This window comes from Fictibacillus sp. 7GRE50, assembly GCF_015903875.1.
In the GTDB taxonomy this organism is placed as follows: Bacteria; Bacillota; Bacilli; order Bacillales; family Fictibacillaceae; genus Fictibacillus; species Fictibacillus phosphorivorans.
In genome coordinates this window covers 1-25,615 of sequence record NZ_JACZDW010000010.1, presented here as the reverse complement: position 1 = coordinate 25,615, position 25,615 = coordinate 1, and the positions used below count along the sequence as shown (strand labels likewise).

Genomic DNA, 25,615 nt, shown 5'->3' with positions numbered 1-25,615 from the left:
GAATGCATATAAAAAAACTGCCCTCAACATCAAGGACAGTACACGCATCTACTCAGGTAAATATCTTTTAGAACCTACATACGTTCCCTTCCAGTACTTAGCATCGAGTGACTGTATCCGTACACCTTTTGAAGTAGCTGCGATAAACTCTTTATTCCCCATATAGATGCCTACAAATGAGACGCTTTTACCATTCGTTTTGAAAAATACGAGGTCACCTAATTTTTCTTTTCCTTTTGCAACGGGTGTGCCGCCTTTATACTGATCAGCGGCCGTTCTTGGCAAACTTTTGTTCACTACTGTTGTTTTGAATATATATGTGGTAAACCCCGATGCATCAAATCCTTTTGGTGTTGTGCCACCCCATTTAAATGGAGCTCCTTTGTAGAGTTTAGCCGTTTCTGTCACTTCTTGATCATATGATGGAGATGCTTTTGCTGCAGATACACCACCTAAGATCAACAGAGCTGCGAGTCCCAATGAAACTACTGCGACGAGTAAACGTTTCATGAATAACATCCTCTCTTTAATGAACTCTTTCACTCTATTAGTCGACGGCCACAGAATTTAAGTTACTTTCTTTTCATAGAAAAAAGACTGCAAATTGCAGCCTTTTTCGACATACTTATTTATATTTGGTTCTTTTCTAAAAGATTGTTGCATTCTCTTTTTAAATTACGTCTATGACAGTTGATTGGAGTGGAAGGTGCGAGACACTTATACGTGAAACGTACGAATGTGGCTCACTGTCTGCCCCGCGGAAAGCGAAGCACCTGAAGTGGAGATCAACTACTATCGGGAAGCAACATTGTATATCATTGATAGAAGTTTGCACCGGTCACTCCTTCAATCTCTTCATCAAGCTGATAAGGGCCGATTGAATCGAGTTTCGTGTTATTAAACTTCACAGACTCAAAACCGTAGCTCTCAGCTGTTAATAGAATAGCATCGATCATCATCAGGTCTTCCGTATCATCTGCTGATAATTTTATAGAATCAGGAAATGTAACCTCTACATCATCCTTGTTAATTATTTTCACACCTAATACTGTATCTTTGGGTAACAATGGCTTAAGTCCACGCTTTTGCTCATCATCCATCATCTCGAGCGCATCTGTAAACTCTTTTGGCATTGAATTAGCGTCTACCCCCGTTGAAAACAGACTTACGATAAACGAATCTGTTGATGGTGCGTCATAACGGAAATGCGGAGCTCCTGGAACCTGAAGATCCCATTCTGAAACTGTACCATATCGCGGAAATTCATAGCCATTTTCACCGTTCATGCGAAATTCAACCTTTGCCTTCTGCCCTTCATTGGCAAAAGTCATTGAAATGAGTGCTTGTAGCAATGGTTCTTCTGCTTCGTTAATCGTATCCTTTGGGAAATCAACAATGACCGTTTCTTCTTCTTCGGTTATTTTAGCCTTTTCTAATGGACTATTTGTTAATCCAACATCGCTTGGATTAAATGCTTTAAGTTCTTTATTTACTTTATTGACGTAATAATCTGCATCAGTTAAAAAACTTACAGGTATGACAAGCTGTGCTTGTTCATCCAAGTAACCTACAGTCACCCAGTCTTTGTTTTTTGCTTTAATATTTTTATCCAGATAAGGTGCGTGATAAGCAACGGAAGGTTCAGTTTTCATGATTCCAACTGAGTTTTGATCCTTATCCGCTGAGTCATCTAAAGACTTTCCTTCCATCTTATCGTTTTCAGCGACCTTGGAGTTTTCCATCTGCACACCGTTCTTGATCAGATCTGGGGCAAAAACACCAAATATGACGAGCGCGCAAGCTGTAGCTAGAGCCGGTAGACTCCATGAAGGAAGCCGCTTTCCTTTATTGTCCTTATAATTAATATTTGCCTGAACCTTTAAGAAGAGCTCCTGCTTGGATCGGCGGTCTCTTATCGGGGGCAAATGCTTAAGGTGCTGTTCAATTTTTTCTTCGTCCCACTTAATTGGTTCCATCTTTCAATTCCTCCTCCAGGCCCGGTTGCTGATCCAGCCATTTGCGCAATTCTTTTATAGCCCGGTGCTGGGTGGTCTTCACTTTACTTTCAGTCCAACTTAATATTTGCGCAGTTTCTGAGATCGATAATGACTGAATGTACCGAAGTACAAGCACTTGCTGCTGATCGAGTGAACAACGTTTCATTATTGTATATAAATCTCTGTAAGACTCTTTTTTTGCAACTAACTCTTCTGGAAGGGGATCCTGATCACGCAATAAACTCTCACTTTCTTTTATATCAAAAAATAGGAACCGTTTGTTGCGTCTTGATTGTTTTCTAAGCCAGTCAATGGCCACGTGCCTGGCAATGGAATACAACCATGTTTTCTCTGAACTTTTGCCTTCGAAACTTTCGTAAGCGTTTAACACTCGGATATAAACCTCTTGCACAAGATCTTCTGCCGATTCACGATTTCGTACCATATAGAAGATAAATTGAAATAATGCCGTATGGTACTCATCATACAGTCGGTCAAACGTTTCTTTCACTTCGGGTGGCCCCCTATCTCTATGTATTTATGTAGTCGAATATTCTTATAAAAAGTTACATTACAAATATGTTACTTCTAAGTCTACTCTTTTTTATATCATCTCGATAGGACCATTTGGTCGATAAATCCCAACAAAAGTGGAACTCCTTAGACAAAACTAGCCAGTAAATATGCCTCCAGCAAGATAGGTGGTATTTTGGGGTGAGAAAGCGAACCAGCATCGATACGTAGCGGGGTATTTTGAATGTTTATTCAAGAAATATTTATGAAAAACCATGGAGTTTTGAATTTAATCACGCGAGTTTTTGATATATTCACGAGTCAATGTATTATGACAACATTACTAAAGCATCTCTTAACACATATAAAAAAGACACCAAAAAATATGGTGCCTTCTCTTTATTTCGTTTTCACATAGCTTAAAAACATCTCTTCAATCGTATCCCAAGCAATTCGATACTGTTCTTCTTCTCCTAAAAATGAATAATGAAGTACATTACCATCACGAACAGCCCAAAAAATTCGTGATACATTTTGCGGATCCAGCTCTTTTTTGATTTCTCCCGATTCCTGACCCTCTACTATGATTTTTACAATATAATCGATAAACCGATTGTATCGTGCTGCAAGAATAGACCGTAGATCTTCTTGTCTTGATCCATAGAGCCAGAATTCAATATATACACGCATCGTCTGCTGATCATCTTCTTTTAACTCTTGCTTTTTCCAACGTTTGAATAGATTTTCAAGCTTTCTGCTAGCACTTTTAAGAGAGGCGTTCTCTTGTTCCATATCTTCAAAAAATTCATCTGTACGCTTTTTTAACAGCTGAAGATAGATCTCTTCTTTACTCGCAAAATAGTTATAGATCGCACCTTTACTAATGTTCGAATCTTTCACTATATCGTCAATAATCGTAGCTTGATATCCCTTTTCACTGAAGCATTTTAAGGCGCTCTCAAGAATGTGGTTGCGTTTCTCTTCTTTATACTCAGCTGAAACTTTAGGCATGATGCTTCCTCCATTTATGACACGTCTTCCTTGATAAGTATAACAGAGTTTTCAGTCTATTTCGGAAAAAGTTTTCACCGCTCGATAGTCGTTCGTTTGTCTGATCCCTCGTTCCATGTGTACTTGTTCAACATACGTCGAAAACCCTGTTTTACGCAGCAGTTGGTTTACGTGATCCTCTTTTTTAGGAATATTAATCGTCATCCTTTTTACTGACCCTTCAGCGGGTGCGAATACCGATTTTACTAGTTCTCTAACTGTGTCTTCTTGTAAGGCATGCTCATCGTCAATCACACATTGATAGAGTAGGATAGCAGATAGCTCTCCCGTTTCTTTATAGATTCTTTTATAAACGGCGTATCCGAGTGGTACTTCTTCCTTTACCCCAATCACACAGATAACATCTTTTAAACTTTGAAATTGCGTCTGCCATGCGGTAGTAGATTTAAAAAAAGGCAGTTGTTGTATATCATGCATGGATACTTCCTGCACCTTTACATCTGAACATGTATCGTTCCAAGTGGTAATAACTCCTTCATGCTGAAGATATGTCAGCTCTTCGAACGTCACATAACCCATACTTTCATATAGTTTAATAGCAGCTTCATTTTCTTTGATGGCTTCGAGCCTTGCGATTTCAACTTTCTCTTCTTCATATATCTTTAGGCAGACCGATATAAGCTTCTTACCTACACCCATCCCTCTAAAAGCTGGAGCAATCGCGGTTCCACCGTTCCATACGTATCGTTTGCCGTTGATCGTTCGAAAGCTGTTCAGCACAAACCCTGCTAACTTGCCATCGTAAACAGCCACGACTGACTTTTCTAAAGAAATCCCTTCACCAGCAATCTTTAGTATGAATCGATTAAGGTCCATGGTCATATCTGAGAAATAATGCTTCCACGATTCGTTCCATAACAAAATCGCTTCATTAAAAGTTAACTCACTAAATCGTTTAATGACTAACACCACAATCACTCCTCTATTCTCTTTTAAAACGACTGGTCGTTTTATTAAATTTTATAAAATAAAGGATGCAATGGCCAACATATTCGTTCGACAAAAACAGGATTGTTTCTAAAAGCTTAGTAAAATCAATAAAAAAGCTGATATCAAGTGGTTCATTCAAGATATCAGCTTCTTATACTTTTATGATTTTTCTTCAAACAGCATCTTAAAGTGATCATAATACTCTTCTACTTTTTGATCTTCTTGCTTCAAATAATCGTTTAGTTGTTGTTCTGATGATAACTGAAGAGCCTTCTCTCCAAATTCACTCATATCATCTAACACACCAGATGTTTTTTCTCCGATTTCAACATCTTCTTTTAAAAGTTGAGCAACTTCCGTTAGCTTATTGATTTGTTCTTCATTTATGTTTTTGTTTTGATGAATTTCTTCCAACATGGAGTAAATGATCTGAGCTCTTTCTTTTGTCTGTGTTTTCATAAAACCACTCCTCTATTTAACCTTTCCCCCATCGTGTGCCTTAATAAACTGTTTTATATTTACAAGTATTGGGTAAATCAGGAGTAGTAACTTAGAGAAAGGAAGAGTGCTGTGGCGAAAAGGTCTGTACTTCGTCAGAAAAGAAAACGTTCAGTCTGGATTCGGCGAACAGCTATTGTTACATTGATTCTTTTCTTATCCAGCGTGACATTTGGAGGCGCTTTAATCTATGCATACGTGAACGGTACTCCAAATCTTACAGCGGATGACTTAAAAGATCCTCAATCATCGATGATCTATGACATGAACAATGAGTTCATCACATATGTAACAGGCTCTGAACGACGAGAATATGTCAAGATCGATAACATTCCAGAACTCATACAACAAGCATTTATTTCGACAGAAGACGTTCGCTTTAAGGATCACATGGGAATTGATGTGAAGCGAATTGCCGGAGCTGCCGTTGCAAATGTACAAGACGGATTCGGTGCTGAAGGGGCAAGCACGATCACACAGCAAGTTGTTAAAAACTCTGTCCTGTCATCAGAAAAAACTCTTGAACGAAAAGTGCAAGAAGCCTACCTTGCTATTCAGTTAGAACAAAAATACTCTAAGGATCAAATCTTAGAGATGTACCTCAATAAGATTTACTTTGGAAGCGGTGCTTATGGAGTTGCAACAGCTTCAAAGACATATTTTAATAAACCGCTGAAAGAGCTATCACCTGCTGAAGCGGCTCTTTTAGCTGGTCTGCCTCAAAGACCGAGCAGTTATGACCCCTTTCTTCACCCTAAAGTGGCAGAAGAAAGACGCAACACCGTACTGCAGCTCATGTATAAAAATGGCGCAATCACAAAAGAACAAAAAGAAGAAGCTGTTAACACATCCGTAACAGACTCCCTCTCAAAGGAAAAAGCAAAGCGATTAAAATACGATGCCTTTATTCAACAAGTGATTAAAGAATTAAAAGAAAAAGGGGTATCTGAGACAGCGATTTATGAAGGCGGATTAAAAATTTATACAACACTTGATCCAAAAGCTCAAGCTCACACCGAAAAAGTGTTATCGACTGAAGAATATGTGAACTATCCAAATGAAAAATTTAAGGCCGGTGTCGCACTGCTCGATACAAAGACAGGTGTTATTCGTGCTATAGGCGGTAACCGAACAAGTGGTGACGAAAACATTGAAAAAGGCTTTAACTACGCCACTGATATTACACGCCAGCCTGGCTCGACCATTAAGCCAATCTTAGATTATGGTCCAGCTATAGAAAAGTTTAAATGGTCTACTTATAAACAGATTAAAGATGAGGAGCTAGAGATTGACGGTTGGGAAGCCGGAAACTGGGATGATGAATTTCATGGAGATGTTTCTATGAGAGAAGCACTCGTTCATTCCTACAACATTCCTGCGATCAAAACCTTTATGGAAGTTGGCTCAGAAGATGCTGTAAGCTTTGCCAAACAGCTAGGCATTCCCATTAAAACGGCTCATCCCGCCTATGCGATTGGCGGATTTGGCAAAGGACCCTCACCTTTAGAACTAGCAGGCGCTTATACAGCATTCGGAAACCAAGGCGTCTATCATAAACCGACCACTCTTCGTAGTGTGAAGTATCCGGATGGTTATGAAACGAAGTACGAATCTAAGCCTGTTGCAGCCATGCATGATTACACGGCATATATGATTACCGATATGCTAAAAGATGTTGTTAACCGAGGAACAGGAACGCTTGCCGCTATCCCTGGGTTAGAGGTTGCAGGAAAGACGGGAACGACGAATATGCCTGATGGTCTTGATCACATTGAGAAGGGCTCTAGTGACTCCTGGTTCGCAGGTTATACAACTAACTATACTGCAGCCGTATGGACGGGATATGACAAAACAACAGCTCAGAGCTACCTAACACCTGAAGACCAAAAGATCGCCAAATACATCTTTAAATCCATTGTCTCAGAAGTTTCAAAGGATAAAAAGACTGCAGGATTTTCTAAGCCAAAGTCGGTTGAGGAAGTCTATATTAATAAAGATACCGGCTATGTAACGAAAAGTAATAGTGGTTCTAACGTCACAAAAGAATTGATCGTAAAAGGTACATCACTAAAAGAGATGACTGCTCCGGTTAAGACCAAAAAAGCAGGTAAGAAAGAACGAGCGAAGAGTAACAAGAATGATGAAGATAAAAATAAAGACGAAAAGAAAGATTCAGACAAGGTTAAGGAAGAAGAGAAAAAGAAAGAAGACGAAAAACAAACAGAGCCTCCTCCAACAAAACCAGAAGATGAGGCCGATCCGCCACCACCACAAGATGACAACCCGGATGATCCTGGAACAGATCCTGAACCTGAGGATCCACCGACAGTGCCAGATCCACCTCCAACGGAACCGCCTCCTACAACAGACCCGCCACCAACCGATCCACCACCAGCGGACGATGGTGAAGGTACGGGAACAGGTACGGGAACAGGAGCTGGTGCTGGTACAACCGGCACAACAACTACACAGTAGTAAAAAAAGTAACCCGCTACTTTTAGCGGGTTACTTTTCTATAAACTCATACAAAAAGGATTCTCCGTTACGATAAAAACGAGGATCATAGATTCCGAGTTTTTCCTCTTCTTCAACCACGACAACGAATGGAGACCAATCATAAAGTGTTTTTGCTCGTGGATTCTCTTCAAACAGCGGCTCTAGATCCGCTTCATCGCTGGAAACCAATCGATGCTCGATCTCAGGCTCAATAAAAATGCTATCTTTTATAATTTCTACTTCACTATCTTTTTTCCCGATCACTTGAAACTGAGTAGGAACAAAGCCAGCTGCTAATGCTACCTCATCATACTTTTCTTTTGCTTCGTTATAGACCACATAGCCTTGGAGAGATTGGATCGCAACATGTGCAACCATCAAAATCCATACCACGCGAAAAACTTTGAAACGATCGGATGGCTCTTTTTTTCTTGAAACGATAAAACCAGCAAGCATCAAGAACCAATATACAAAATCAACGATTGGAATCGTACCAAATGTGACTCGATAGCTTGAAAAAGGCTCTAGATACCCTGTTCCCCACGTGTTAAAGAGATCGCTCGTATTATGAATAAACACGGCCAAAAGCGCCCAGTAGAAAAGCCTTCGATCCTTCACTTTAAATAAAAGCCTGCTAAGAAGATAGATGATAATACCCCAAACAGGAACGAGGAAAAAAGAGTGTGTTAATCCTCTATGCCACATTTGCTGCATGATGCGGCCCGTTTCTGTAAGGTTTACGACCACATCTATATCAGGGATCTGACTGCCGACCACTGTCGTAAACAACAAAGCCCTCTTGTGTGACTTGTCCATATTCATTTTATTCGCAGCGCCATACAACGTTAAACCAAACAATGTGTGAGTTACTGTATCCATAGGTCCTCTTTAATTCGTTTTTCTTTTATGTTAACGAAAAAAAGAACTTCTGTCTTGATAGAAGCTCTTTTAAAGTTTACCATTATTTCCTAAGATAATTTCCGGGGAAATTCGACTTTATTTCCTACTTGTTTACACTTCTTGTTTGGATAGTTCAATCCCTTTGTTCAAAAGGAATTTTTCAATCTGCTGTTTGTGATGATTGTCGTGTTCAACCAATCCCTTGATATATTCACATAATGTAACCCATGAATGACTCATTTGGATTTTCTCTTCCCATATAGCATTCGGCACTTCTTGAAGTTTCCTAGCTAAAACGAGTCTGCATTCAATCACTTCATCAATTAAAGCATTCTTAGAGATACCCGATTTAGCTTCATGGGCAACATTTCGGTTTATTTCTTCTACATCCCCTTTTTTTGGCGGAGTGTTCGATTTCTTTAAAAAATAAGAAAGTCTTTCATCCCAAACAAAGATATCCCACGCTTTTAGATGGGCGATGATTTCACCTGTAGACCACTTAACTTCATGAATAGGCTCTAACCAATATTCTTCAGGCATTCTTCTAAGTTCCTCGAGCCAATTCACTAAACTGCTATACTGCTTAATCACTTCACTCATTAACATGTCCTCCTAGCATTTCATTAAACTTTTTCACTTTAATAGGATTTTGTCCATGTCACTCCTTCTTCTGGGACATACACTAAGATGAAAGCATAAGGCACAAGAAAGAAGGAGGACTTACAGCATGTTTGGAAAAAGACAAAAACAACAACGTAACTGGGGCTACCCAGGTTACGGATATGGTTCCTGCACTCCATGTGGTTATGGCTATGGTGGTTACGGCGGCGGAAGCGGAGTTTTCGCTTTAATTGTCGTGCTATTTATCCTTCTCATCATCATCGGTGCGACGTTGAGATAGTAATTCGTTAAAAAGGCAAGAGTCTATGCTCTTTGCCTTTTTAATTTGGAATCATGTGCTGGTTCAACCTGTCTTCTTTCGTGATAAAAATATAAATGACTTTTTTTCTACTACCAAGCTAATGTTTGGCTTTCGTTCACCCTTGCTTTTTACCTTTTTGGGGATAGGCAGCTTGTTCACTGACCGTTTGATGCCCTCTCCCATAAAATTAAATGCTAATATGACAGCGGCAAAACTGAACACTGGAAAGAACACGAGCCATGGTGCTAAACGAAGCTGATAATAATACCCTCCTATCAGCCCTGACCATTCATTGGAGTCTGATACTGGTATTTCATATTCCGTTGTAAACTCCCTCATCGTTGTTCCTCCAAAGAATACGCCTAATATTCCTAGGTGAGCTAACAAAAGGAGGACAGCAATCACTTGTTGTACATAGATCAATAACAGCTTTGGCCATAGATGGGGCAGTATGTGTTTTGATAGAATTCTTACTCTTGAACCCCCCATTAATTTAGCGCTTGTAATAAACTCTTCTTTTTCGATCAAGTTAATCTCTTCTTTTATTAAAATAGACGTGTTCGGAACAGCGATTGCTATGATAAGTAGCATCTCAAAAAATGCTTTCTCCCAGAATGTGAAGTTTTCTAGTTGTATTATCGGTCCTACAATAAAAAAGATTAACAACGCTGACGGAATGTAATAGAACGATTGAGATAATCCTTTTATAAACGGCATCACTCTTCCCGCTCTCCACAACAGAAACGATCCGATGAATGATAGACCGACCCTAAGCAAGCTGACGACTAGCGCGATACCAATCGTGTATTTGGCTCCAGATATAATCTGAGAGAACAGATCAGCTCCCATCCGGTCACTGCCAAACCAGTAAAGACTGGACGGTTCAAAAGGCGCCTTTTCTTTGGGCATTCCCTCTTCATCGTGTATATACTGTTCTTCATAAATTTCATTATCCAGCACGATTTGATGATAGAAGCTAGCGATCAAAAGGCCAAACACAAACAAGAATCCTACAATAAAGAAAGGATCTTTCCATATATTTTTTATCATTTTTCACCAACCCACTTAAACGTGATCACTCGTAACAATGTGAAAAAAAGAAACATCGGAACAAATAGCAGCAGCATGGAGATCGTAAAGACTGCCGGATTTCCACTAGTCCTGATAAGTGATGTAATGCCATAAATATTAAACAGAAATTCGATCATCAGCAGGTTGGATAGCATAAACCATAATATATTTCGTGACTGGTGAAATACACTTAGCAACGTATTTGGAAGAACATGGCGCCATAAAATTCGAAAGCGGCCCATTCCTTTACTTCTTGCCGTATCTACGTAAAGCTTTCCGTACTCTTCTTCTATGTTTAATAATAGAATCCGCAAAATAAGAAAGATCGGCAAAATGGTTAAGCATAAAATTGGAACAAAATACGTCTTCTGATCGTACAGAGATACAATCTGAAATAATAAGATGTTCGTTTTCTTAAAGAACCATACGATAAAGAACTGTATACCGATTGCGATTAATACATCTGGAATCGATTCAAAAACAAAAGAAAATACTCTTATTCTATTCTTTAAGCCCGATGGAAGCATGAATATGAATAGAGCAAACAATAATGCTACGATAATCGCTATAAAGAATGCAGCAAACAGAATGGTAACCGAGTATCCATAGATTCCCCACATGCTTGGAAAGAGCGGATAAGGACCACTTTCTGCAAAGTACATGATCTCTTCAGGGTTCAGCATGACTCTAAACATTTCAGTTATTCCATCCAAATAACCGCTAGTGTTGAATGTCATCCCATTGAACATATAGGGAACAGATCCTAATAGAATAATTCCAACGACAGAAAGAACCATTGATAGAAAACTATCTTTTAAAATATACGGCATGATAAACCCCTATTCCTGACTTTTATAGTCCGCTTTTGCTAGATTAAAATCTCTTGGACTAAATAGGGCGACTAATAGTGTAGAAACTTCTGTTGTACATCCATCTACCATCAAGTTTTGAGGGGAATCCAAAATATAGCTACATTCAATCTCACCAGTTGGCATACCGAATGTCTTGTTGTTGTTCCTGAAAATCGTTTTATCTTTATTCACATAGTGCAATTCACTCGTTGTCGATTCACCTTTTTTAGCAAAGACCGTTATCTGCAGCTTGCTTTCTTTGTCTGCTTTTACATCATCTAAAAAGGTGAACATTGGAACAAGATGCTCGGTTTTAGTCGCGCCTGTCATCAGTTCAGTTTCCTTTTCGGAAAGATTTTGAATGACCACATGATCTTTTTTGATCGCATCTTTAATCGTGAACTTCGATTCCTTTTCAGCTTCTTTTTCAGAGCACCCCGTAAGAAGAACACCTGCAATAAATAAAGCCCCCCATTTTTTCAAACTAATCCCCCTTTTTATTACAAATGTCTTTCTTTAAGAATTTAGACGTACAAAGGCCCCTCTTTTATTCAAAAGAGAGGCCTTTATTTTTATAATTCTAATGTTTGTGGTTCGTGTTCACCGTCATTCATAAGTCGGATCAAGCTTGGTTTGATTTCAAGCAATATATAGTTAGGATCATTCGGACCTTCAAAATAATGTTTCATTTGATCGTTCCAAAACTTTTCCTTTAACCCTTGATCATCTCGAATTGTAGCTGTTCCTTCGATTTCAAGGTAAGGATCGTTATATCCTTCTCCATCATAGCCGACTAGTACGTGGACATTTGGATTATCTTGAATTTCGTCCGCTTTATGTGTCTCGATACTTGTTGGCGTGTAAAATGTGAGTTCGTCGTGGAAGAAGGTCATATAGCGAGAATGTGGCTTGTTCTTCTTTACCGTTGCCAGCACACCTGTCTGTTTTTTGTCTACTACTTCAAATACTTTATTTTTCATCTGTTCTTTATCCATGTCATCCACTCCTTAAAGTTTGGCTCTATTATATCTACCTTTTAGGATGGAAAATAAAACATCATGTTATACATAGATGAATCAGAGAGTTTTTACACTATCGCATTTGTTAGGCTTTCTCTTTCAACGGTCTCCATAAAATCATGAACGACTTTATTGTTGTTTTTATCTCCAGCGATTTTTAACATCACTTTCCCTAAAAAGTTGATGCCTTTATTTGAACCTTCATAAACAAACTGAGTCGTATTTTCATCCATTTTAAGAAGAGTGAACGCTGTTTGAATCTCAAATGCTTTTGCCAAGCTAAAACCAATTTCCAGATGCTTACGATTAACTGTATCTTCGTATGCCAACGTTTCTACGATATACGTTTCTACCCTGCGTCCTTCTTTATAGGACTGCTTGTACGTAGAACCCACCACACCCTCTTTCTTCTCAATTGGTGTATGCTCTACAACGTTCGGCATGATCCTTTGAATATTCTCATCAGAAAAAAGCACCCAAACTCTTTCAATGTTTACTGGTATCGTTCTCTCTTCTTTCCACGTTAGCATTTTTCATCCTCTTCCTTTCCCCATAATAAAAATTGATCGATCTCATCTATCGTGCCGTATAGTTCATCTATCTTTTGTTGAATATTTCTCTTTTTTTCGTTTAATATGTGCTCTAGATTCTCGAAGGATTCATCTTCAATAACAGAAAGCATCTCTTGGATGGTGAAGTTAAAGGTTCTCAAACGAGCTAGGATCATTGCAATTAAGTAAGATCCGTTATCGTAGTATCGATACTTATTCTTAGGATCGACATAGACAGGCTCTAATAACTTCACTTCTGCATAATATCTAAGGGTCTCTTTGCTCAATCCCGTCATTTCTGAAAACTCACTTACTCGATACATGTATCATTCACCGCCTGCTATTTCATCATAAACCGTGTTGTGCACCACATGGTCAATTCTTTTTTATATATTCCTTTATTCTTCCTCAAGCATCTCTTTTATTCCTTTTATAGGAGTAGTACTTTCTTATCGTATATAAAAAGCCCCCTTCTCTATGTGAAAAGGGGACTCGTATGAATGGAGTAATCCACTCACCCAAATTGCGCTGCATGTAATCGGCTATAGATTCCTTTTGATGCTAACAGATCGTGGTGATTGCCTTGTTCCGCAATTCCCTCATTCGTCACGACCATGATTCGATCCGCATTTTTTATCGTTGCAAGTCTATGTGCAATAACGAGTGTCGTTCTTCCTTCTGTTAATTCTTCTAAGGCTTTTTGAATCGCAACCTCTGTTTCCGTATCTAATGCAGATGTGGCTTCGTCCAAGATCAAGATCGGCGGATTTTTCAAGAACATTCGAGCAATGGCTAGTCTCTGTTTTTGGCCGCCCGAAAGCTTGACTCCTCTTTCGCCGATCACTGCCTGGAGTCCTTCTGGCTGATCTTTAATAAAATCATCCAATCGAGCTCTCTTCGCCGCATCCATAATTTCAGCATCGGTCGCGTTTAGGTCACCGTAAGCAATATTTTCTTTGATCGTACCTGAAAAGAGAAAAACATCTTGCTGCACGATACCGATTTGCTTTCGTAACGATTGTAGCTTCATCTCTTGGATGTTGATCCCGTCTATTGTAATCGATCCATTTTGCACATCATAAAAACGAGGCAGCAAACTGCATAGCGTTGTCTTCCCTGCGCCAGATGGTCCGACAAACGCGACAGTCTCACCAGAGCGAATGGATAGATCGATGTTATTCAAAACTGATCTGTGACCTTCATAACCAAATGTCACACCCTGATAACGGATTGCCCCTTTTAAATCGACTTCTATAGCGTCTTCTGAATCTGCTATATCTGGGTCTGTATCCATGATTTCAACGAACCGCTTAAAACCGGCAATTCCTTTAGGATAGCTTTCAATCACAGCGTTTATTTTTTGAATCGGTCCGATCAAAATGTTCGATAACAAAATAAAAGCAACAAACTGTCCATACGTTAATTCACCTGAAATGACAAAGTATGTTCCAAACAATAAGGTGAAAAGGGTAACTAACCTCATTAAAACATAGTTGGACATAACGTTCTGAGCCATGATCTTATAGGATTGAAGCTTTGTAAGACGGTACTTCTTATTATTTTCTCTAAACTTTTCCTGTTCATATTTTTCGTTCGCAAAAGCCTGAACAACACGTATTCCACCGATGCTGTCCTCTACTCTTGCATTGATCTCCGCTACATCTTGAAACATCTTTCTAAACGTGATCGTCATTTTTTTATTAAAGTAAATCGCTAGAATGATCAATAAAGGGATAACGATAAAAGACAAAACAGCGAGCTTCCAATTGATCGTTAACATGAGGCCGAACGATCCAATCAATGTCATAACCGCCACAAACACATCTTCTGGCCCGTGGTGAGCAACTTCTCCGATCTCTTCCAAGTCTTTCGTAAGACGAGAAATACTATGACCGGTCTTATTGTTATCATAATAGCCGAACGAGAGTTTCTGCATATGAGTGAACAGCTGCTGACGCATATCTGTTTCAATATTGATCCCAAGCTTGTGCCCCCAGTACGTGACAACAAAATGAAGAAACGTATTTAAAAGGTAAACAAGCAACAAACCAAGACAAGCTAAAGAGATAATCTCCCAGTTTCCATCAGGAAGAAGCTTATCGATCACTTGGTTTACAGCTAACGGAAAGGCCAATTCCAAAATTCCAACAAGAATGGCACATGAAAAATCAAGTATGAACAACCACTTATAGGGTCTATAATAAGCAAAAAAGCGAGTTAACACGTATAGACCTCCTTTACTGTTTTAATTGAAATACAACTAATTGAAATCCATTCTCAATTATACAGAATAAAGGGTTTTCTTACAATTTAAAATGACTGAACCGTTGTATGATCTTTGAAAGTGGTTGCTTTCCGCTCCAGGTTGCTCGCTTTCCATGGGGCGAACGTTGAGCCTCCTGCCGCTTTGCGCCCTTAGGAGTCTCCACCTGACCGCTCGTCCCATAGGAGTCGGCAACCTTCCGTTCCAATCAACTTGCATAAGAAGTAAAAAGAAATCCCAAAGCAATCAGTTTTTTATAAAAGATTTTTTTAAGCATGAAAAAACCTCCCGTATCGCTACAGGAGGTTTTTGTGCTATTAAATGATCTATTCTACTGTTACTGACTTCGCAAGGTTACGCGGCTTATCTACATCACAGTCGCGGTGAAGCGCTGCGTAGTAAGAGATCAGCTGCATCGGAAGTACAGATACTAACGGCGTCAAGTATGGGTGAATCTTCGGAAGAACAACACGGTCGCCTTCTTCTTGCAGACCATCCATAGAGATCACGCATGTGTAAGCTCCACGTGCCGCTACTTCTTTCACGTTACCACGGATGCTTAAGTTAACATGCTCTTGAGTTGCAAGAGCGATAACTGGTGTTCCGTCTTCGATCAATGCGATCGTACCATGCTTCAATTCTCCTCCAGCAAAACCTTCTGCTTGGATGTAAGAGATTTCTTTTAATTTTAGTGCAGCTTCTAAACATACGTAGAAGTCAGCAGCACGCCCGATGAAGAATGCGTTACGAGTTACAGCTAAGAACTCGCGTGCGATCTTCTCCATCTCTTCTTTTTGGTCACAAAGAACTTCCATCGCGTTTGCAACGATCGCAAGCTCTTGTAGCGGATTGAAGTCTAACTCGATGCCTTTTGCACGAGCAGAGTCAACAGCTAGTATTGCCAGTACTGCGATTTGAGCTGTGTATGCTTTCGTTGATGCTACTGCGATCTCAGGACCAGCATACAAGTTAAGCGTGTAGTTTGCTTCACGAGAAAGTGTAGATCCTGGAACGTTCGTGATCGTTAATGCTTTGTGTCCAAGTCTCTTCACTTCAACTAACACGGCACGGCTGTCTGCAGTCTCACCGGATTGTGAGATGAAGATGAACAACGGCTTTTGTGATAAAAGCGGCATGTTGTAAACAAACTCACTCGCGATGTGTGCTTCAACAGGGATGTTAGCAATGTTTTCGATCAGCTGTTTTCCAACAAGACCAGCGTGGTAGCTCGTTCCGCAAGCGATGATATATACACGGTCCGCGTCTTTCATCGCAGCACGGATATCGTCATCTAGCTTAAGATCGCCATTTTCATTTTGGTATTGATTGATGATGTTACGCATTACGAAAGGCTGCTCATCGATTTCTTTTAACATGAAATGAGGATAAGTGCCTTTTTCGATGTCGCTTGCATCTAGTTCCGCTGTATAAGGTGCGCGCTCAACAACTGTACCGTCAAGAGTCTTGATCGTATAGCTGTCACTTGTCACGATTACGATTTCTTTATCCATTAATTCAACGTATTGATCAGTTTGAGAAAGCATTGCCATTGCGTCACTTGCAATAACGTTAAAGCCTTCACCTTTACCTACCAATAACGGGCTCTTGTTCTTACCAACATAGATGGTTTCAGGGTTTTGGTTGTCGATTAGTCCGATCGCATAAGAACCTTTTAATTCAGACAATGTACGGCGGAATGCTTCTTCCACTTCCATGCCTTCATTCACAAAGTATTCTACTAGCTGAACGATAACTTCTGTATCTGTTTCAGACAACAATTCAACACCTGAGATGTATTGTTTCTTCACCTGTTCATAGTTCTCGATTACACCGTTGTGTACAAGTGTAAAACGCTCTGTTGAACTTTGGTGTGGATGAGAGTTAACTCGGCTTGGAACTCCGTGTGTAGCCCAGCGTGTATGTCCGATTCCAACGGATGCATCTACCCCAAGATCTACGTTTTCACGCAGATTTGCAATACGTCCTTTTTCCTTAAACACATGAACTCCGTCTTCATTAAGTACAGCGATACCAGCTGAGTCATATCCGCGGTATTCTAATTTTTCTAATCCGCGTAAAAGAATTTCCTTCGCGTCATTATTCCCAATATATCCAACGATTCCACACATAAATAAACGTCCTCCTTAAAGCCATCACACTCTGCTGACGGCTTTCATAAGGGGGGCCGTGAGCGGGGCTCACAACCCCACCTATGTTCTCTATTTTTATTTTTTTCACTTGCTTTCGTCTTTGTACAGGAAGTCACCTTACCTGGTTTGAACAAAAGCTTACGGAAGTGATGTTCCGAGAGGCATCCGCCGAAATATCGATGAACCTCTTCCTCGTCAACTGCTCTTTTCCCGGTCAGCAGTTCAGGCGCTTTGGATGAATGATTAAGTGTAAACTCCTTCCTTTTATTTGAAGTAAACAAAAATAATCATACACGGGTTTTTCAAAACCGTCAATTATTATTCTTTCCCAAACTGAGAAAAAATTGAAACATAATGTTCCATAATAATAAAAATATGCATACACAGCTCTTTCTGTGAGCCGCATATGCATATGTTTCGTGCCCTTTTTTATTTTATGAGGGACAGTTTCTTTTTAATTTAAACGAGCTCAGCCTTTACTACTTCTACGATTTTATCTGCATGCTCTTGGCAGAGTTCTTCTGTTGGAGCTTCAACCATTACACGTACGAGTGGCTCCGTTCCAGAAGGACGCACTAGCACTCTGCCGTTTCCTTCAAGCTCAGTTTCAACTTTATCGATCGCGGCTTTAATCGCATCATTTCCGTTTAGTTTAGACTTATCTGCAACCTTCACATTGATAAGAAGCTGCGGGAATTTTGCCATCTCACCTGCAAGCTCTGATAATGGCTTTCCGGTTGCTTTTAGAATGGCAGCAAGCTGAATGCCAGATAGAAGTCCGTCTCCTGTTGTTGTGTAATCTAAGAAGATGATGTGACCAGACTGTTCTCCACCCAGATTAAAGTCGTTCTTACGCATCTCTTCCATTACATAACGGTCACCTACAGCTGTTTGTGCTGATTTCATCTCGTTTGCTTCTACAGCTTTATAGAAACCTAAGTTACTCATTACTGTTGAAACGACTGTATCTTGCTTCAAACGTCCTTGCTCTTTTAGGTGCTTCGCACAGATGAACATGATTTGGTCTCCATCGATAATGTTTCCTTTTTCATCGATCGCGATCAAACGGTCTCCGTCACCGTCAAATGCTAGCCCCATGTCGCATCCTTTTTCTTTTACAAGTTCAGCAAGCTTTTCAGGATGTGTACTTCCTACACCTTCATTGATGTTTAGGCCGTTTGGACTTGTGCCCATCGTTGAGATGTCTGCTTCAAGATCAGCAAACAGATGTGGTGCATGTGATGATGTAGCTCCGTGCGCGCAATCTAAAGCGATATGAAGACCAGAAAAATCTCCAAGAACCGTTTGTTTCAGATAATGCATATACTTTTGGCCGCCTTCAAAATAATCGCTGACTGAACCTAAGTCGCCGCCTACAGGACGAGGAAGTTCATCCGTTTCATTATCCAAAAGGGCTTCGATTTCTGCTTCTTGCTCATCTAATAGCTTGAAGCCATCTGCTCCAAAGAATTTAATGCCGTTATCTGCTACTGGGTTATGCGACGCTGAAATCATAACACCTGCTTGTGCGCCTAAAGCTTTTGTTAAGAAAGCAACTCCCGGAGTAGAGATTACGCCTAAACGCATTACTTCCGCACCGATGGATAGAAGTCCCGCTACAAGAGCACCCTCTAGCATCTGTCCCGAAATACGCGTATCACGCCCGATTAAGATTTTAGGTCTTTCAGTATTTTTTGTAAGAACATATCCTCCAAAGCGCCCTAATTTAAATGCTAGTTCAGGCGTAAGCTCTGTATTTGCAACTCCTCTAACTCCGTCGGTACCAAAATATTTTCCCATTATTGCTCTCTCCTTCAACTATTGACTGCTAGTTTCTGTTTGAATTTCCACACTGGCTTCCTGAACTGTACCTGTCAGTTCAACATCCCCTGGATTTTTCCAATCTATCTTCACTTTATGCGTTCCTTGATCAAGTGAGCTCACATCTACGATTCCCTGCAGATCTGACTTTTTAAGGGAATTAAGCACACTCTTTTTCCCTCTTACTGTTACATCTACAACACCATCTGCCGGATCTAGTATCGTTGCTTGTTTGTCGGCGTCCCTTCCAAGCAGCGTTAATGGAACATCACTGAACGTTTTTGTCGTCTCTTGATCGGTTTCTTGTTCTGCTTCTGTTTCTGTACCTGCTTCTGTTTCGGTTTCAGCCTCATTACCCGTTTCTTCAACGTTTACATCTACTGTCACTTCTTTTATTGAAACGTCGTCAATTCCGTCTGGTACGGGAACATCAACGGTCAGCGTCGTGTCTTTTTTGATGTCACTTAAATCTATCGTTATTCCTTTAAATGAATCGATTTTATCTAAAGAAGTTGTTGTACCTGTCAATGTGATCTCGCTCGGATCAGATGTGATCGATTGAAGGGTAAGCCCCTCCTCTAGTTCGCCTTTCGTTTCGATAGATATCGGTACCGTTTTCTTAGGCTTCTTGATCGGTACAGACACCTCCGCTACTCCAGGGTTGATCTGAACATCAATTATATCTCCTTGCTGATTGTACGCACGCAGAGGAACTTTGGTTTGGATCGCTTCATCTGCATCACTTACGTCCACAAATCCTGTGATGAATGAGATCTGTTCGATCATCCCCTCAGCACCTGTCACATTGACCGTTCTCGGCGAAAACTCAACCTCACCCGCTGTATATCCTTCAGGCAGTTTTCTCTTATTCTTCAAGTCCACGTTCACGTTCATTTCTTTTGTTACTTTTTTATGCAGGATGACATCCACATAGTCTGGATTAATCTTAGCCTTTACCCCTTCAGGGAGACCTTGAACTTGAACTTTTACCCGCTTGTTGCCAGGTTTCATATTGGTTAGATCAATATAGACTTCGAATTCTTTATCCACTTTTGTCGCTTTTGTAATCAAACGGCTAGAACCCGTTAAAGTAAGATCAACCGATGATGGCATATCAGTAAGAACATATTGATCATCATCAAAGTATGGTTTGATCTGTACGTTCTCGATCGTTTCACTCTCCGTGTACATTTTTGAGAATATCGAATTGTTTGCTGCTTCTTCCTGTGTCTCCATCGTTACGATCGTATACATCATGAGGGCAAGAAGGAAAGCAATAATTTTTACAAACCATGAACTACTAAGGAGTTTGTCCATTTTTCTTTCCCCTCCAATTCCAGCGAGTTGAGGAAGTGGACTTGTTGGCAATAATCAATTCTGCGTTTAACAAATTTCTTAATGACTCTTCGTCCAGGTTACGATAGATCTCTCCATTTTTCGTAAGTGAGATCGTACCTGTTTCCTCAGAAACAATAACCGTTACAGCATCTGTAACTTCACTAATTCCTAGTGCGGCTCTATGTCTTGTCCCAAGCTCTTTTGAAACAAACGGACTTTCCGTTAAAGGTAAGTAACAACCTGCCGCGTAGATCTGACTTTGTTTAATGATGACCGCTCCATCATGTAATGGAGTATTCGGTACAAAGATATTCGTCAGTAGTTCTGATGATAGATGCGCTTTAATCGGAATGCCAGTTTCCACATACTCACTCAATCCCGTTTCGCGCTCGATCGACATGATCGCACCTATACGTCGCTTAGACATATAGTTCGTTGACTTACAGATCGCGGCAATGGCTTTTTCCGTTTCTTCCTCTTCAGGTAATCCTGTACGAGAAAAGAACTTCCCACGACCAAGCTGTTCTAACGCCCGTCTTAACTCTGGCTGGAAAATGATAATGATAGCAAGAAGCCCGTATGTAATCACTTTATCCATCAGCCATGACATCGTTCTAAGATCGAACGAACTACTCAGGAACCATACTACAATGATTACGGTGATCCCTTTTAACAATTGAACAGCTTTTGTTCCTCTGATCAGCATGATCAGCTTATAGATCACATACGTCACTAATAAAATATCTATGATCTGTGTAATGTAATTAAATATGTTAAAATCAGCGATTGGTAACATAAATTCCCTCCCAACCCAGTTTGTCTTCCAAGTTGAAGTATTTAGTGGTGCTAAACAGGTTATTGCTATAATGAAATGCTATTTCTTCAAACACTACCAAGAAAAAATTTTTAACCCATTTATTATAGCATACCTCAATGTAAAGAAAACTTGGCATGACATTCACATGTTTTACTCATGATGGTTGGATGATGATTGCCATTTATACGATTTGCACATGAAAAAAAGCCGTATGAGAACGGCTTTCTATATGAGTATCATTCATTGCTTCATCATTTGTACTAACTAAAGATTTCAACTTATACCATACCCATTCGACCACTTGGCCGATTTCCTGACTGTGACCCGTTACTTCCCCTGCAGATGCAAGATATTGATCACCTTTTATGACCGTAACGTCACCTTCTACTCTGCCTTCTATTCGAACATCAGCATTCTCTACAACTAGATCGCCTTTAATAGTTTCTCCAGCAGGAACGACTACTACGCGTTCTGACTTTTTGATCTGCAGGTTTCCTTCACCTTTTACAACTGCTAAATCTTGCTGATTGTAACTCGTAAACACGGATGCAGCCATAAAAAACATAAAGATCGCCGCAGCTGTTAGAGCAGGATGACTCTTCATCCAGCGCATCCATTTTACCTGTTGCCTCTCTTTAGGCAATTTAGCCATCACAGCCTCTGTAAAGCCTTCTGGTGCCTTCATATGAGATTGCAGCTGCAAATCCTTCAATGTCGCAGTCAGCAGCTCAAACTCTTCCCTACAGTTCTCACAATCTTTAAGATGATTGTGAAAGTCTAATTCCTCTTCTTTTGTTGCATCACCATCAAGCACTTTATTCATTAATTCATCATATACGGAAACTTCACAATGCATTATTATCACCTCGTTTTTACAACCATTTGAAATACTTTCTTTAATGCTTCCCGCCCGCGATGTATACGAGTTTTCACTGTTGGAACAGGTATGTCCATAATCTTGCTGATCTCTTCTAACGATAGATCCTCAACGTATTTTAAAAGAATTGCGGTTCTGTATTTTTCAGGAAGCTTCATGATTTCTGACTGAAGTTCATTCCACTCTTCGTTCTCTGTAACCACTTCTTCAGGTAAAGGTTCTTCACTCGAAAGCTGGCTATACATCGTAGCGCCGTCTGTTCCAGGCACCTCTGCATCCAGATAATAATCCGGTTTCTTTTTCCTTAACCTGTCGATACAAAGGTTTGTAGCAATACGAAAAATCCAGGTTGAAAATTTGTATTCACTATTGTACTTACTTATATTACGGTAAGCTCGTAAAAAAGTTTCTTGTGCTAGATCTTCTGCTTCATGTCCATTGCCGACCATCCGGAAACAATGCCGGTATATTTTATCTTTAAAAAGGTCAACAATGCCTTCAAACGCTTCTTGGTCCCCTTTTTTAACTTGGGTCACCATATTCGCTATTAAGGCGTCCATTATTTTATCACCACTCGGATTTTATTTACGTACCAGCATTTCATAAGTTTCAAATCTTTTCATATTATTTTATTTTATCATGTTGCAGAATTTGACGAAATAAAAAGGTATTTTTTTCTAAATAATGCGTTTTAAATAAATCAGACCTGGGAATATTAATCATATAAAATATTATGCTGAGGCAGAAAGGGGTAGTTTGTATGCATAGAGATTTATTAATCGAACAGATCGAACACTCCAGACAGCAAATGAATGAACTTTCAAAACATCTTCCACTAATCGCACAAGAAGTAGTTGAACTCTCACAAGAGATTGATCACCTGCTTAACCAATACCAACGCATAAATGAAAAAGAACAGTTGCATCTATAAAGAGGCAACTGTTTTTATTTTGTCTTCGTCTATTATAGTAGCTTTTCTCCAAATAAAGAACCCATTAAAGCTACAGCCACCGTCGCTGTTTTGTTCTTTTCGTCTAAAATTGGATTAACCTCTACAAATTCCGCAGATGTTATAACTTCCGCTTCAGCTAACATCTCCATTGCCAAGTGGCTCTCTCGGTAGCTGATCCCTCCAAGTACAGGCGTTCCAACACCAGGTGCATCATGAGGATCAAGACCATCTAAATCGAGACTCAAGTGTACACCATCTGTGTGAGCTAAGTATTCAATCGTCTCTTCCATAACCTTCGCCATCCCTAGACGGTCTACTTCATGCATCGTATATACTTTGATTCCTCTTTCTTTTATCAGCTCACGTTCACCTTCATCTAAGGACCGCGCGCCAATGATTACAATATTTTCAGGTTTGATCTTTGGTGTATAGTCACTAATGTTTGTAAGTCTCTCATGACCGATACCAATGCTTACCGCAAGTGGCATCCCATGAATGTTTCCACTCGGTGAAGTATCGGCAGTATTCAGATCTCCATGCGCATCGTACCAAATAACACCTAAATTCTCGTAGTGCTTAGAAACTCCAGCTAACGTACCAATCGCAATACTATGGTCTCCTCCAAGCACGAGTGGAAACTTCTTGTTGGAGATTACATTTGATACAGTTTGTGACAGCTTTTCACTCGCATCAATAACACCTTGTAAATTTTTCAGGTTACCTTCGTTTTCAATACTTTGTTTTTCTGGACGAGCAATATCTATATCACCAAAATCTTCAACACGATAATCCAGGTTTTCAAGGCGTTCAACAACACCCGCATATCGAATCGCACTCGGTCCCATATCTACACCACGGCGCATTTGTCCTAAATCCATCGGTACTCCGATTACTGTAATATCTTTCAACATTTTTCTTCCTCCCTTATGAAAAACACATAAAACATGAAAATCTATCTCTATTGTAGCTGTAAGGGATTTCATGGTTCAACTGGACAAAATATTGCATAGATATACCAAAAAGAAAGCGCTTTCGACCTTAAGTTACATATTTATAAGGTTTCGGATAAGAAAGGACAAAAAAGAAGATGGCTTCGAGCCATCTTCTTTCCGTTTTTCTTAACTCTGTTTAACTTATCAGTACTGAAATGGGGTATATTTAGAGGTCCCGTTTCATGAGTAGAAAAACAGACCGCTTAAACAAATACCACTCGGGGTATTCGCGATGCTAATTCTAGAAATATCAGCAATAATTCTAGATATTTCGCAAATAATACGGCGAGTTTTGTTCCTATATCGGCGAATCGTCATAGTTCAACAATAAATATGAAGCACATACCCTTAACCCTATTCCATAACTGACACATGTATACTTGATCACACTATACACTAGCAGCTAAAAAGTTAATATCTCTATCAAACGAGAAGTATTTTAAAGTCTTCTAAACAACAAAAAAAACTTCAGGCATCGCCTGAAGTGATATGATTATGTATATGGTGGAGCTTAGCGGGATCGAACCGCTGACCTCCTGCGTGCAAGGCAGGCGCTCTCCCAGCTGAGCTAAAGCCCCGAAGAAATAATATGGAGCGGGTGATGAGAATCGAACTCACGACCAGAGCTTGGAAGGCTCTTGTTTTACCACTAAACTACACCCGCATATTCTATTAGTATCGTCTAACTTTTGTATCGTTAAACATAAGATGGTGGAGGGGGACGGATTCGAACCGCCGAACCCGGAGGGAGCGGATTTACAGTCCGCCGCGTTTAGCCACTTCGCTACCCCTCCACATAAAAAAAGAGAGTTACTCTTCAAGCACTTCGTTGTGCTCTGTGTCTACTATCAAAGAAAGTAAACATGGTGCCGGCTAGAGGACTTGAACCCCCAACCTACTGATTACAAGTCAGTTGCTCTACCAATTGAGCTAAACCGGCAAGCAAAAAAAAATGGTGGAGGATGACGGGTTCGAACCGCCGACCCCCTGCTTGTAAGGCAGGTGCTCTCCCAGCTGAGCTAATCCTCCAAATATTTATAAAAAATGGTGACCCGTACGGGATTCGAACCCGTGTTACCGCCGTGAAAGGGCGGTGTCTTAACCGCTTGACCAACGGGCCATAACTGTATGTTTTAAAAGTAAGTATGATATGGAGCTTCCAACCGGGCTCGAACCGGTGACCTCTTCCTTACCATGGAAGCACTCTACCTGCTGAGCTATGGAAGCAAGTAAAAATGGCTCCACAGGCAGGACTCGAACCTGCGACCGATCGGTTAACAGCCGATAGCTCTACCACTGAGCTACTGTGGAATAATGTAATGAAAATCCACAACTAAGTTGGAATTTTGAGATTTTAGCCCAGCGACGTCCTACTCTAACAGGGGGAAACCCCCAACTACCATCGGCGCTAAAGAGCTTAACTTCCGTGTTCGGTATGGGAACGGGTGTGACCTCTTTGCCATCATCACTGGACCTAGTTACTTATGTAACACTCTCAAAATCATTTATCCTGTTGGGACAAGATAAATTTTATTATATTTTAAAGCTTTTTGCAAGAGAATTTTTAATGATTTTCATCATTTTTT

General features: G+C 40.1%; 25 protein-coding genes, 8 tRNA genes and 1 rRNA gene. 3 read left to right on the top strand and 31 right to left on the bottom strand.

The annotated features are described in order from the left end of the window. Window positions 1-48 precede the first annotated feature (48 nt). From IHV12_RS21240 to IHV12_RS21215, 6 genes are all read right to left on the bottom strand, one after another. A complete protein-coding gene (locus tag IHV12_RS21240; protein WP_197134313.1) occupies window positions 49-510 on the bottom strand; it encodes a C40 family peptidase in 462 nt (153 codons plus the stop codon). A 305-nt stretch (window positions 511-815) separates the two neighbouring features. Then, entirely contained in the window at window positions 816-1,976 is a 1,161-nt protein-coding gene (locus tag IHV12_RS21235; protein ID WP_197192164.1) for a GerMN domain-containing protein, read from the bottom strand. Further along, on the bottom strand, window positions 1,963-2,508 hold the full coding sequence (locus tag IHV12_RS21230; protein ID WP_197192163.1) for an RNA polymerase sigma factor SigX: 546 nt from the start codon (window positions 2,506-2,508) through the stop codon (window positions 1,963-1,965). The genes IHV12_RS21235 and IHV12_RS21230 overlap by 14 nt, the downstream gene beginning before the upstream one ends. Window positions 2,509-2,909: 401 nt before the next feature. Beyond that, window positions 2,910-3,521 carry a TetR/AcrR family transcriptional regulator gene (locus IHV12_RS21225; protein WP_197134304.1) on the bottom strand — a complete coding sequence of 204 codons (612 nt, stop codon included), beginning with the start codon at window positions 3,519-3,521 and terminating at the stop codon, window positions 2,910-2,912. A 51-nt stretch (window positions 3,522-3,572) separates the two neighbouring features. Beyond that, window positions 3,573-4,490, bottom strand: coding sequence for a GNAT family N-acetyltransferase (locus IHV12_RS21220; RefSeq protein ID WP_197192162.1), 918 nt, complete (start codon window positions 4,488-4,490; stop codon window positions 3,573-3,575). Between the two features lie 180 nt (window positions 4,491-4,670). After that, window positions 4,671-4,970: a hypothetical protein gene (locus tag IHV12_RS21215; protein ID WP_197192161.1), complete on the bottom strand. Its 300-nt coding sequence runs from the start codon at window positions 4,968-4,970 to the stop codon at window positions 4,671-4,673. Window positions 4,971-5,081: 111 nt separating this feature from the next. Here IHV12_RS21215 and IHV12_RS21210 point away from each other — a divergent pair, with 111 nt between their 5' ends. Continuing rightward, window positions 5,082-7,484, top strand: a complete 2,403-nt coding sequence (locus IHV12_RS21210; protein WP_197192160.1) for a transglycosylase domain-containing protein — start codon at window positions 5,082-5,084, stop codon at window positions 7,482-7,484. Between the two features lie 30 nt (window positions 7,485-7,514). Here IHV12_RS21210 and IHV12_RS21205 read toward each other — a convergent pair whose 3' ends face one another. Together IHV12_RS21205 and IHV12_RS21200 are read right to left on the bottom strand one after the other, a co-directional pair. After that, window positions 7,515-8,384 carry a metal-dependent hydrolase gene (locus IHV12_RS21205; protein WP_197134293.1) on the bottom strand — a complete coding sequence of 290 codons (870 nt, stop codon included), beginning with the start codon at window positions 8,382-8,384 and terminating at the stop codon, window positions 7,515-7,517. 132 nt (window positions 8,385-8,516) lie between these two features. Beyond that, window positions 8,517-9,005, bottom strand: coding sequence for a DinB family protein (locus IHV12_RS21200; RefSeq protein WP_197192159.1), 489 nt, complete (start codon window positions 9,003-9,005; stop codon window positions 8,517-8,519). Window positions 9,006-9,132: 127 nt separating this feature from the next. On the opposite strand from IHV12_RS21200, the gene IHV12_RS21195 reads away from it, so the two are divergent. Next, complete coding sequence (locus tag IHV12_RS21195) at window positions 9,133-9,306, top strand: YjcZ family sporulation protein (RefSeq protein ID WP_197134286.1); 174 nt, start codon at window positions 9,133-9,135, stop codon at window positions 9,304-9,306. A 63-nt stretch (window positions 9,307-9,369) separates the two neighbouring features. Here the strand turns inward: IHV12_RS21195 and IHV12_RS21190 are convergent, their stop codons facing one another. The 13 genes from IHV12_RS21190 to sigW all read right to left on the bottom strand — a co-directional run bounded on the left by IHV12_RS21190 (window position 9,370) and on the right by sigW (window position 22,645). Then, entirely contained in the window at window positions 9,370-10,377 is a 1,008-nt protein-coding gene (locus IHV12_RS21190; protein ID WP_197192158.1) for an ABC transporter permease, read from the bottom strand. Continuing rightward, complete coding sequence (locus tag IHV12_RS21185) at window positions 10,374-11,228, bottom strand: ABC transporter permease subunit (RefSeq protein ID WP_197192157.1); 855 nt, start codon at window positions 11,226-11,228, stop codon at window positions 10,374-10,376. The genes IHV12_RS21190 and IHV12_RS21185 overlap by 4 nt, the downstream gene beginning before the upstream one ends. A 9-nt stretch (window positions 11,229-11,237) precedes the next feature. Next, window positions 11,238-11,732, bottom strand: coding sequence for a hypothetical protein (locus tag IHV12_RS21180; RefSeq protein WP_197192156.1), 495 nt, complete (start codon window positions 11,730-11,732; stop codon window positions 11,238-11,240). A gap of 89 nt (window positions 11,733-11,821) precedes the next feature. Next, a complete protein-coding gene (locus IHV12_RS21175; RefSeq protein WP_153236608.1) occupies window positions 11,822-12,244 on the bottom strand; it encodes a pyridoxamine 5'-phosphate oxidase family protein in 423 nt (140 codons plus the stop codon). 92 nt (window positions 12,245-12,336) lie between these two features. Continuing rightward, entirely contained in the window at window positions 12,337-12,798 is a 462-nt protein-coding gene (locus tag IHV12_RS21170; protein WP_197192155.1) for an SRPBCC family protein, read from the bottom strand. Beyond that, window positions 12,792-13,142, bottom strand: a complete 351-nt coding sequence (locus IHV12_RS21165; protein ID WP_197134269.1) for a MerR family transcriptional regulator — start codon at window positions 13,140-13,142, stop codon at window positions 12,792-12,794. The genes IHV12_RS21170 and IHV12_RS21165 overlap by 7 nt, the downstream gene beginning before the upstream one ends. Window positions 13,143-13,333: 191 nt before the next feature. Continuing rightward, window positions 13,334-15,043: an ABC transporter ATP-binding protein gene (locus IHV12_RS21160; RefSeq protein ID WP_197192154.1), complete on the bottom strand. Its 1,710-nt coding sequence runs from the start codon at window positions 15,041-15,043 to the stop codon at window positions 13,334-13,336. 365 nt (window positions 15,044-15,408) lie between these two features. Continuing rightward, window positions 15,409-17,211 carry a glutamine--fructose-6-phosphate transaminase (isomerizing) gene (gene glmS / locus IHV12_RS21155; RefSeq protein ID WP_191755170.1) on the bottom strand — a complete coding sequence of 601 codons (1,803 nt, stop codon included), beginning with the start codon at window positions 17,209-17,211 and terminating at the stop codon, window positions 15,409-15,411. A 480-nt stretch (window positions 17,212-17,691) separates the two neighbouring features. Further along, on the bottom strand, window positions 17,692-19,032 hold the full coding sequence (glmM, locus tag IHV12_RS21150) for a phosphoglucosamine mutase (protein ID WP_197192153.1): 1,341 nt from the start codon (window positions 19,030-19,032) through the stop codon (window positions 17,692-17,694). A gap of 18 nt (window positions 19,033-19,050) precedes the next feature. Beyond that, the gene (locus tag IHV12_RS21145; RefSeq protein WP_197192152.1) at window positions 19,051-20,370 is read right to left on the bottom strand and encodes a CdaR family protein; all 1,320 of its coding nucleotides are present in this window, start codon (window positions 20,368-20,370) and stop codon (window positions 19,051-19,053) included. Next, window positions 20,354-21,187, bottom strand: coding sequence for a diadenylate cyclase CdaA (gene cdaA, locus IHV12_RS21140; RefSeq protein WP_197134253.1), 834 nt, complete (start codon window positions 21,185-21,187; stop codon window positions 20,354-20,356). The genes IHV12_RS21145 and cdaA overlap by 17 nt, the downstream gene beginning before the upstream one ends. Before the next feature lie 202 nt (window positions 21,188-21,389). Next, window positions 21,390-22,064, bottom strand: a complete 675-nt coding sequence (locus IHV12_RS21135; protein ID WP_197134250.1) for an anti-sigma factor family protein — start codon at window positions 22,062-22,064, stop codon at window positions 21,390-21,392. Window positions 22,065-22,069: 5 nt separating this feature from the next. Next, window positions 22,070-22,645: an RNA polymerase sigma factor SigW gene (gene sigW, locus IHV12_RS21130; protein WP_197134246.1), complete on the bottom strand. Its 576-nt coding sequence runs from the start codon at window positions 22,643-22,645 to the stop codon at window positions 22,070-22,072. Window positions 22,646-22,845: 200 nt separating this feature from the next. On the opposite strand from sigW, the gene IHV12_RS21125 reads away from it, so the two are divergent. Beyond that, the gene (locus IHV12_RS21125; protein ID WP_171005666.1) at window positions 22,846-23,016 is read left to right on the top strand and encodes an aspartyl-phosphate phosphatase Spo0E family protein; all 171 of its coding nucleotides are present in this window, start codon (window positions 22,846-22,848) and stop codon (window positions 23,014-23,016) included. Between the two features lie 32 nt (window positions 23,017-23,048). On the opposite strand, the gene rocF is transcribed toward IHV12_RS21125, so the two are convergent. The 10 genes from rocF to rrf all read right to left on the bottom strand — a co-directional run bounded on the left by rocF (window position 23,049) and on the right by rrf (window position 25,502). After that, window positions 23,049-23,948 (bottom strand): arginase, encoded by a 900-nt coding sequence (rocF, locus tag IHV12_RS21120; RefSeq protein ID WP_197192151.1) that lies wholly within the window; start codon window positions 23,946-23,948, stop codon window positions 23,049-23,051. Window positions 23,949-24,531: 583 nt separating this feature from the next. After that, window positions 24,532-24,607 (bottom strand) — tRNA-Ala (locus IHV12_RS21115). Window positions 24,608-24,619: 12 nt separating this feature from the next. Continuing rightward, window positions 24,620-24,693, bottom strand: a tRNA-Gly gene (locus tag IHV12_RS21110). A 45-nt stretch (window positions 24,694-24,738) separates the two neighbouring features. Further along, a tRNA-Tyr gene (locus IHV12_RS21105) sits at window positions 24,739-24,823 on the bottom strand. Between the two features lie 70 nt (window positions 24,824-24,893). Continuing rightward, a tRNA-Thr gene (locus tag IHV12_RS21100) sits at window positions 24,894-24,969 on the bottom strand. 13 nt (window positions 24,970-24,982) lie between these two features. Then, window positions 24,983-25,058: transfer RNA gene (locus IHV12_RS21095), tRNA-Val, on the bottom strand. A 16-nt stretch (window positions 25,059-25,074) separates the two neighbouring features. Continuing rightward, window positions 25,075-25,149, bottom strand: a tRNA-Glu gene (locus IHV12_RS21090). Window positions 25,150-25,180: 31 nt separating this feature from the next. Continuing rightward, a tRNA-Thr gene (locus IHV12_RS21085) sits at window positions 25,181-25,256 on the bottom strand. 9 nt (window positions 25,257-25,265) lie between these two features. Next, window positions 25,266-25,340 (bottom strand) — tRNA-Asn (locus tag IHV12_RS21080). Between the two features lie 46 nt (window positions 25,341-25,386). After that, window positions 25,387-25,502 (bottom strand): 5S ribosomal RNA (gene rrf / locus IHV12_RS21075). Window positions 25,503-25,615 lie beyond the last annotated feature (113 nt).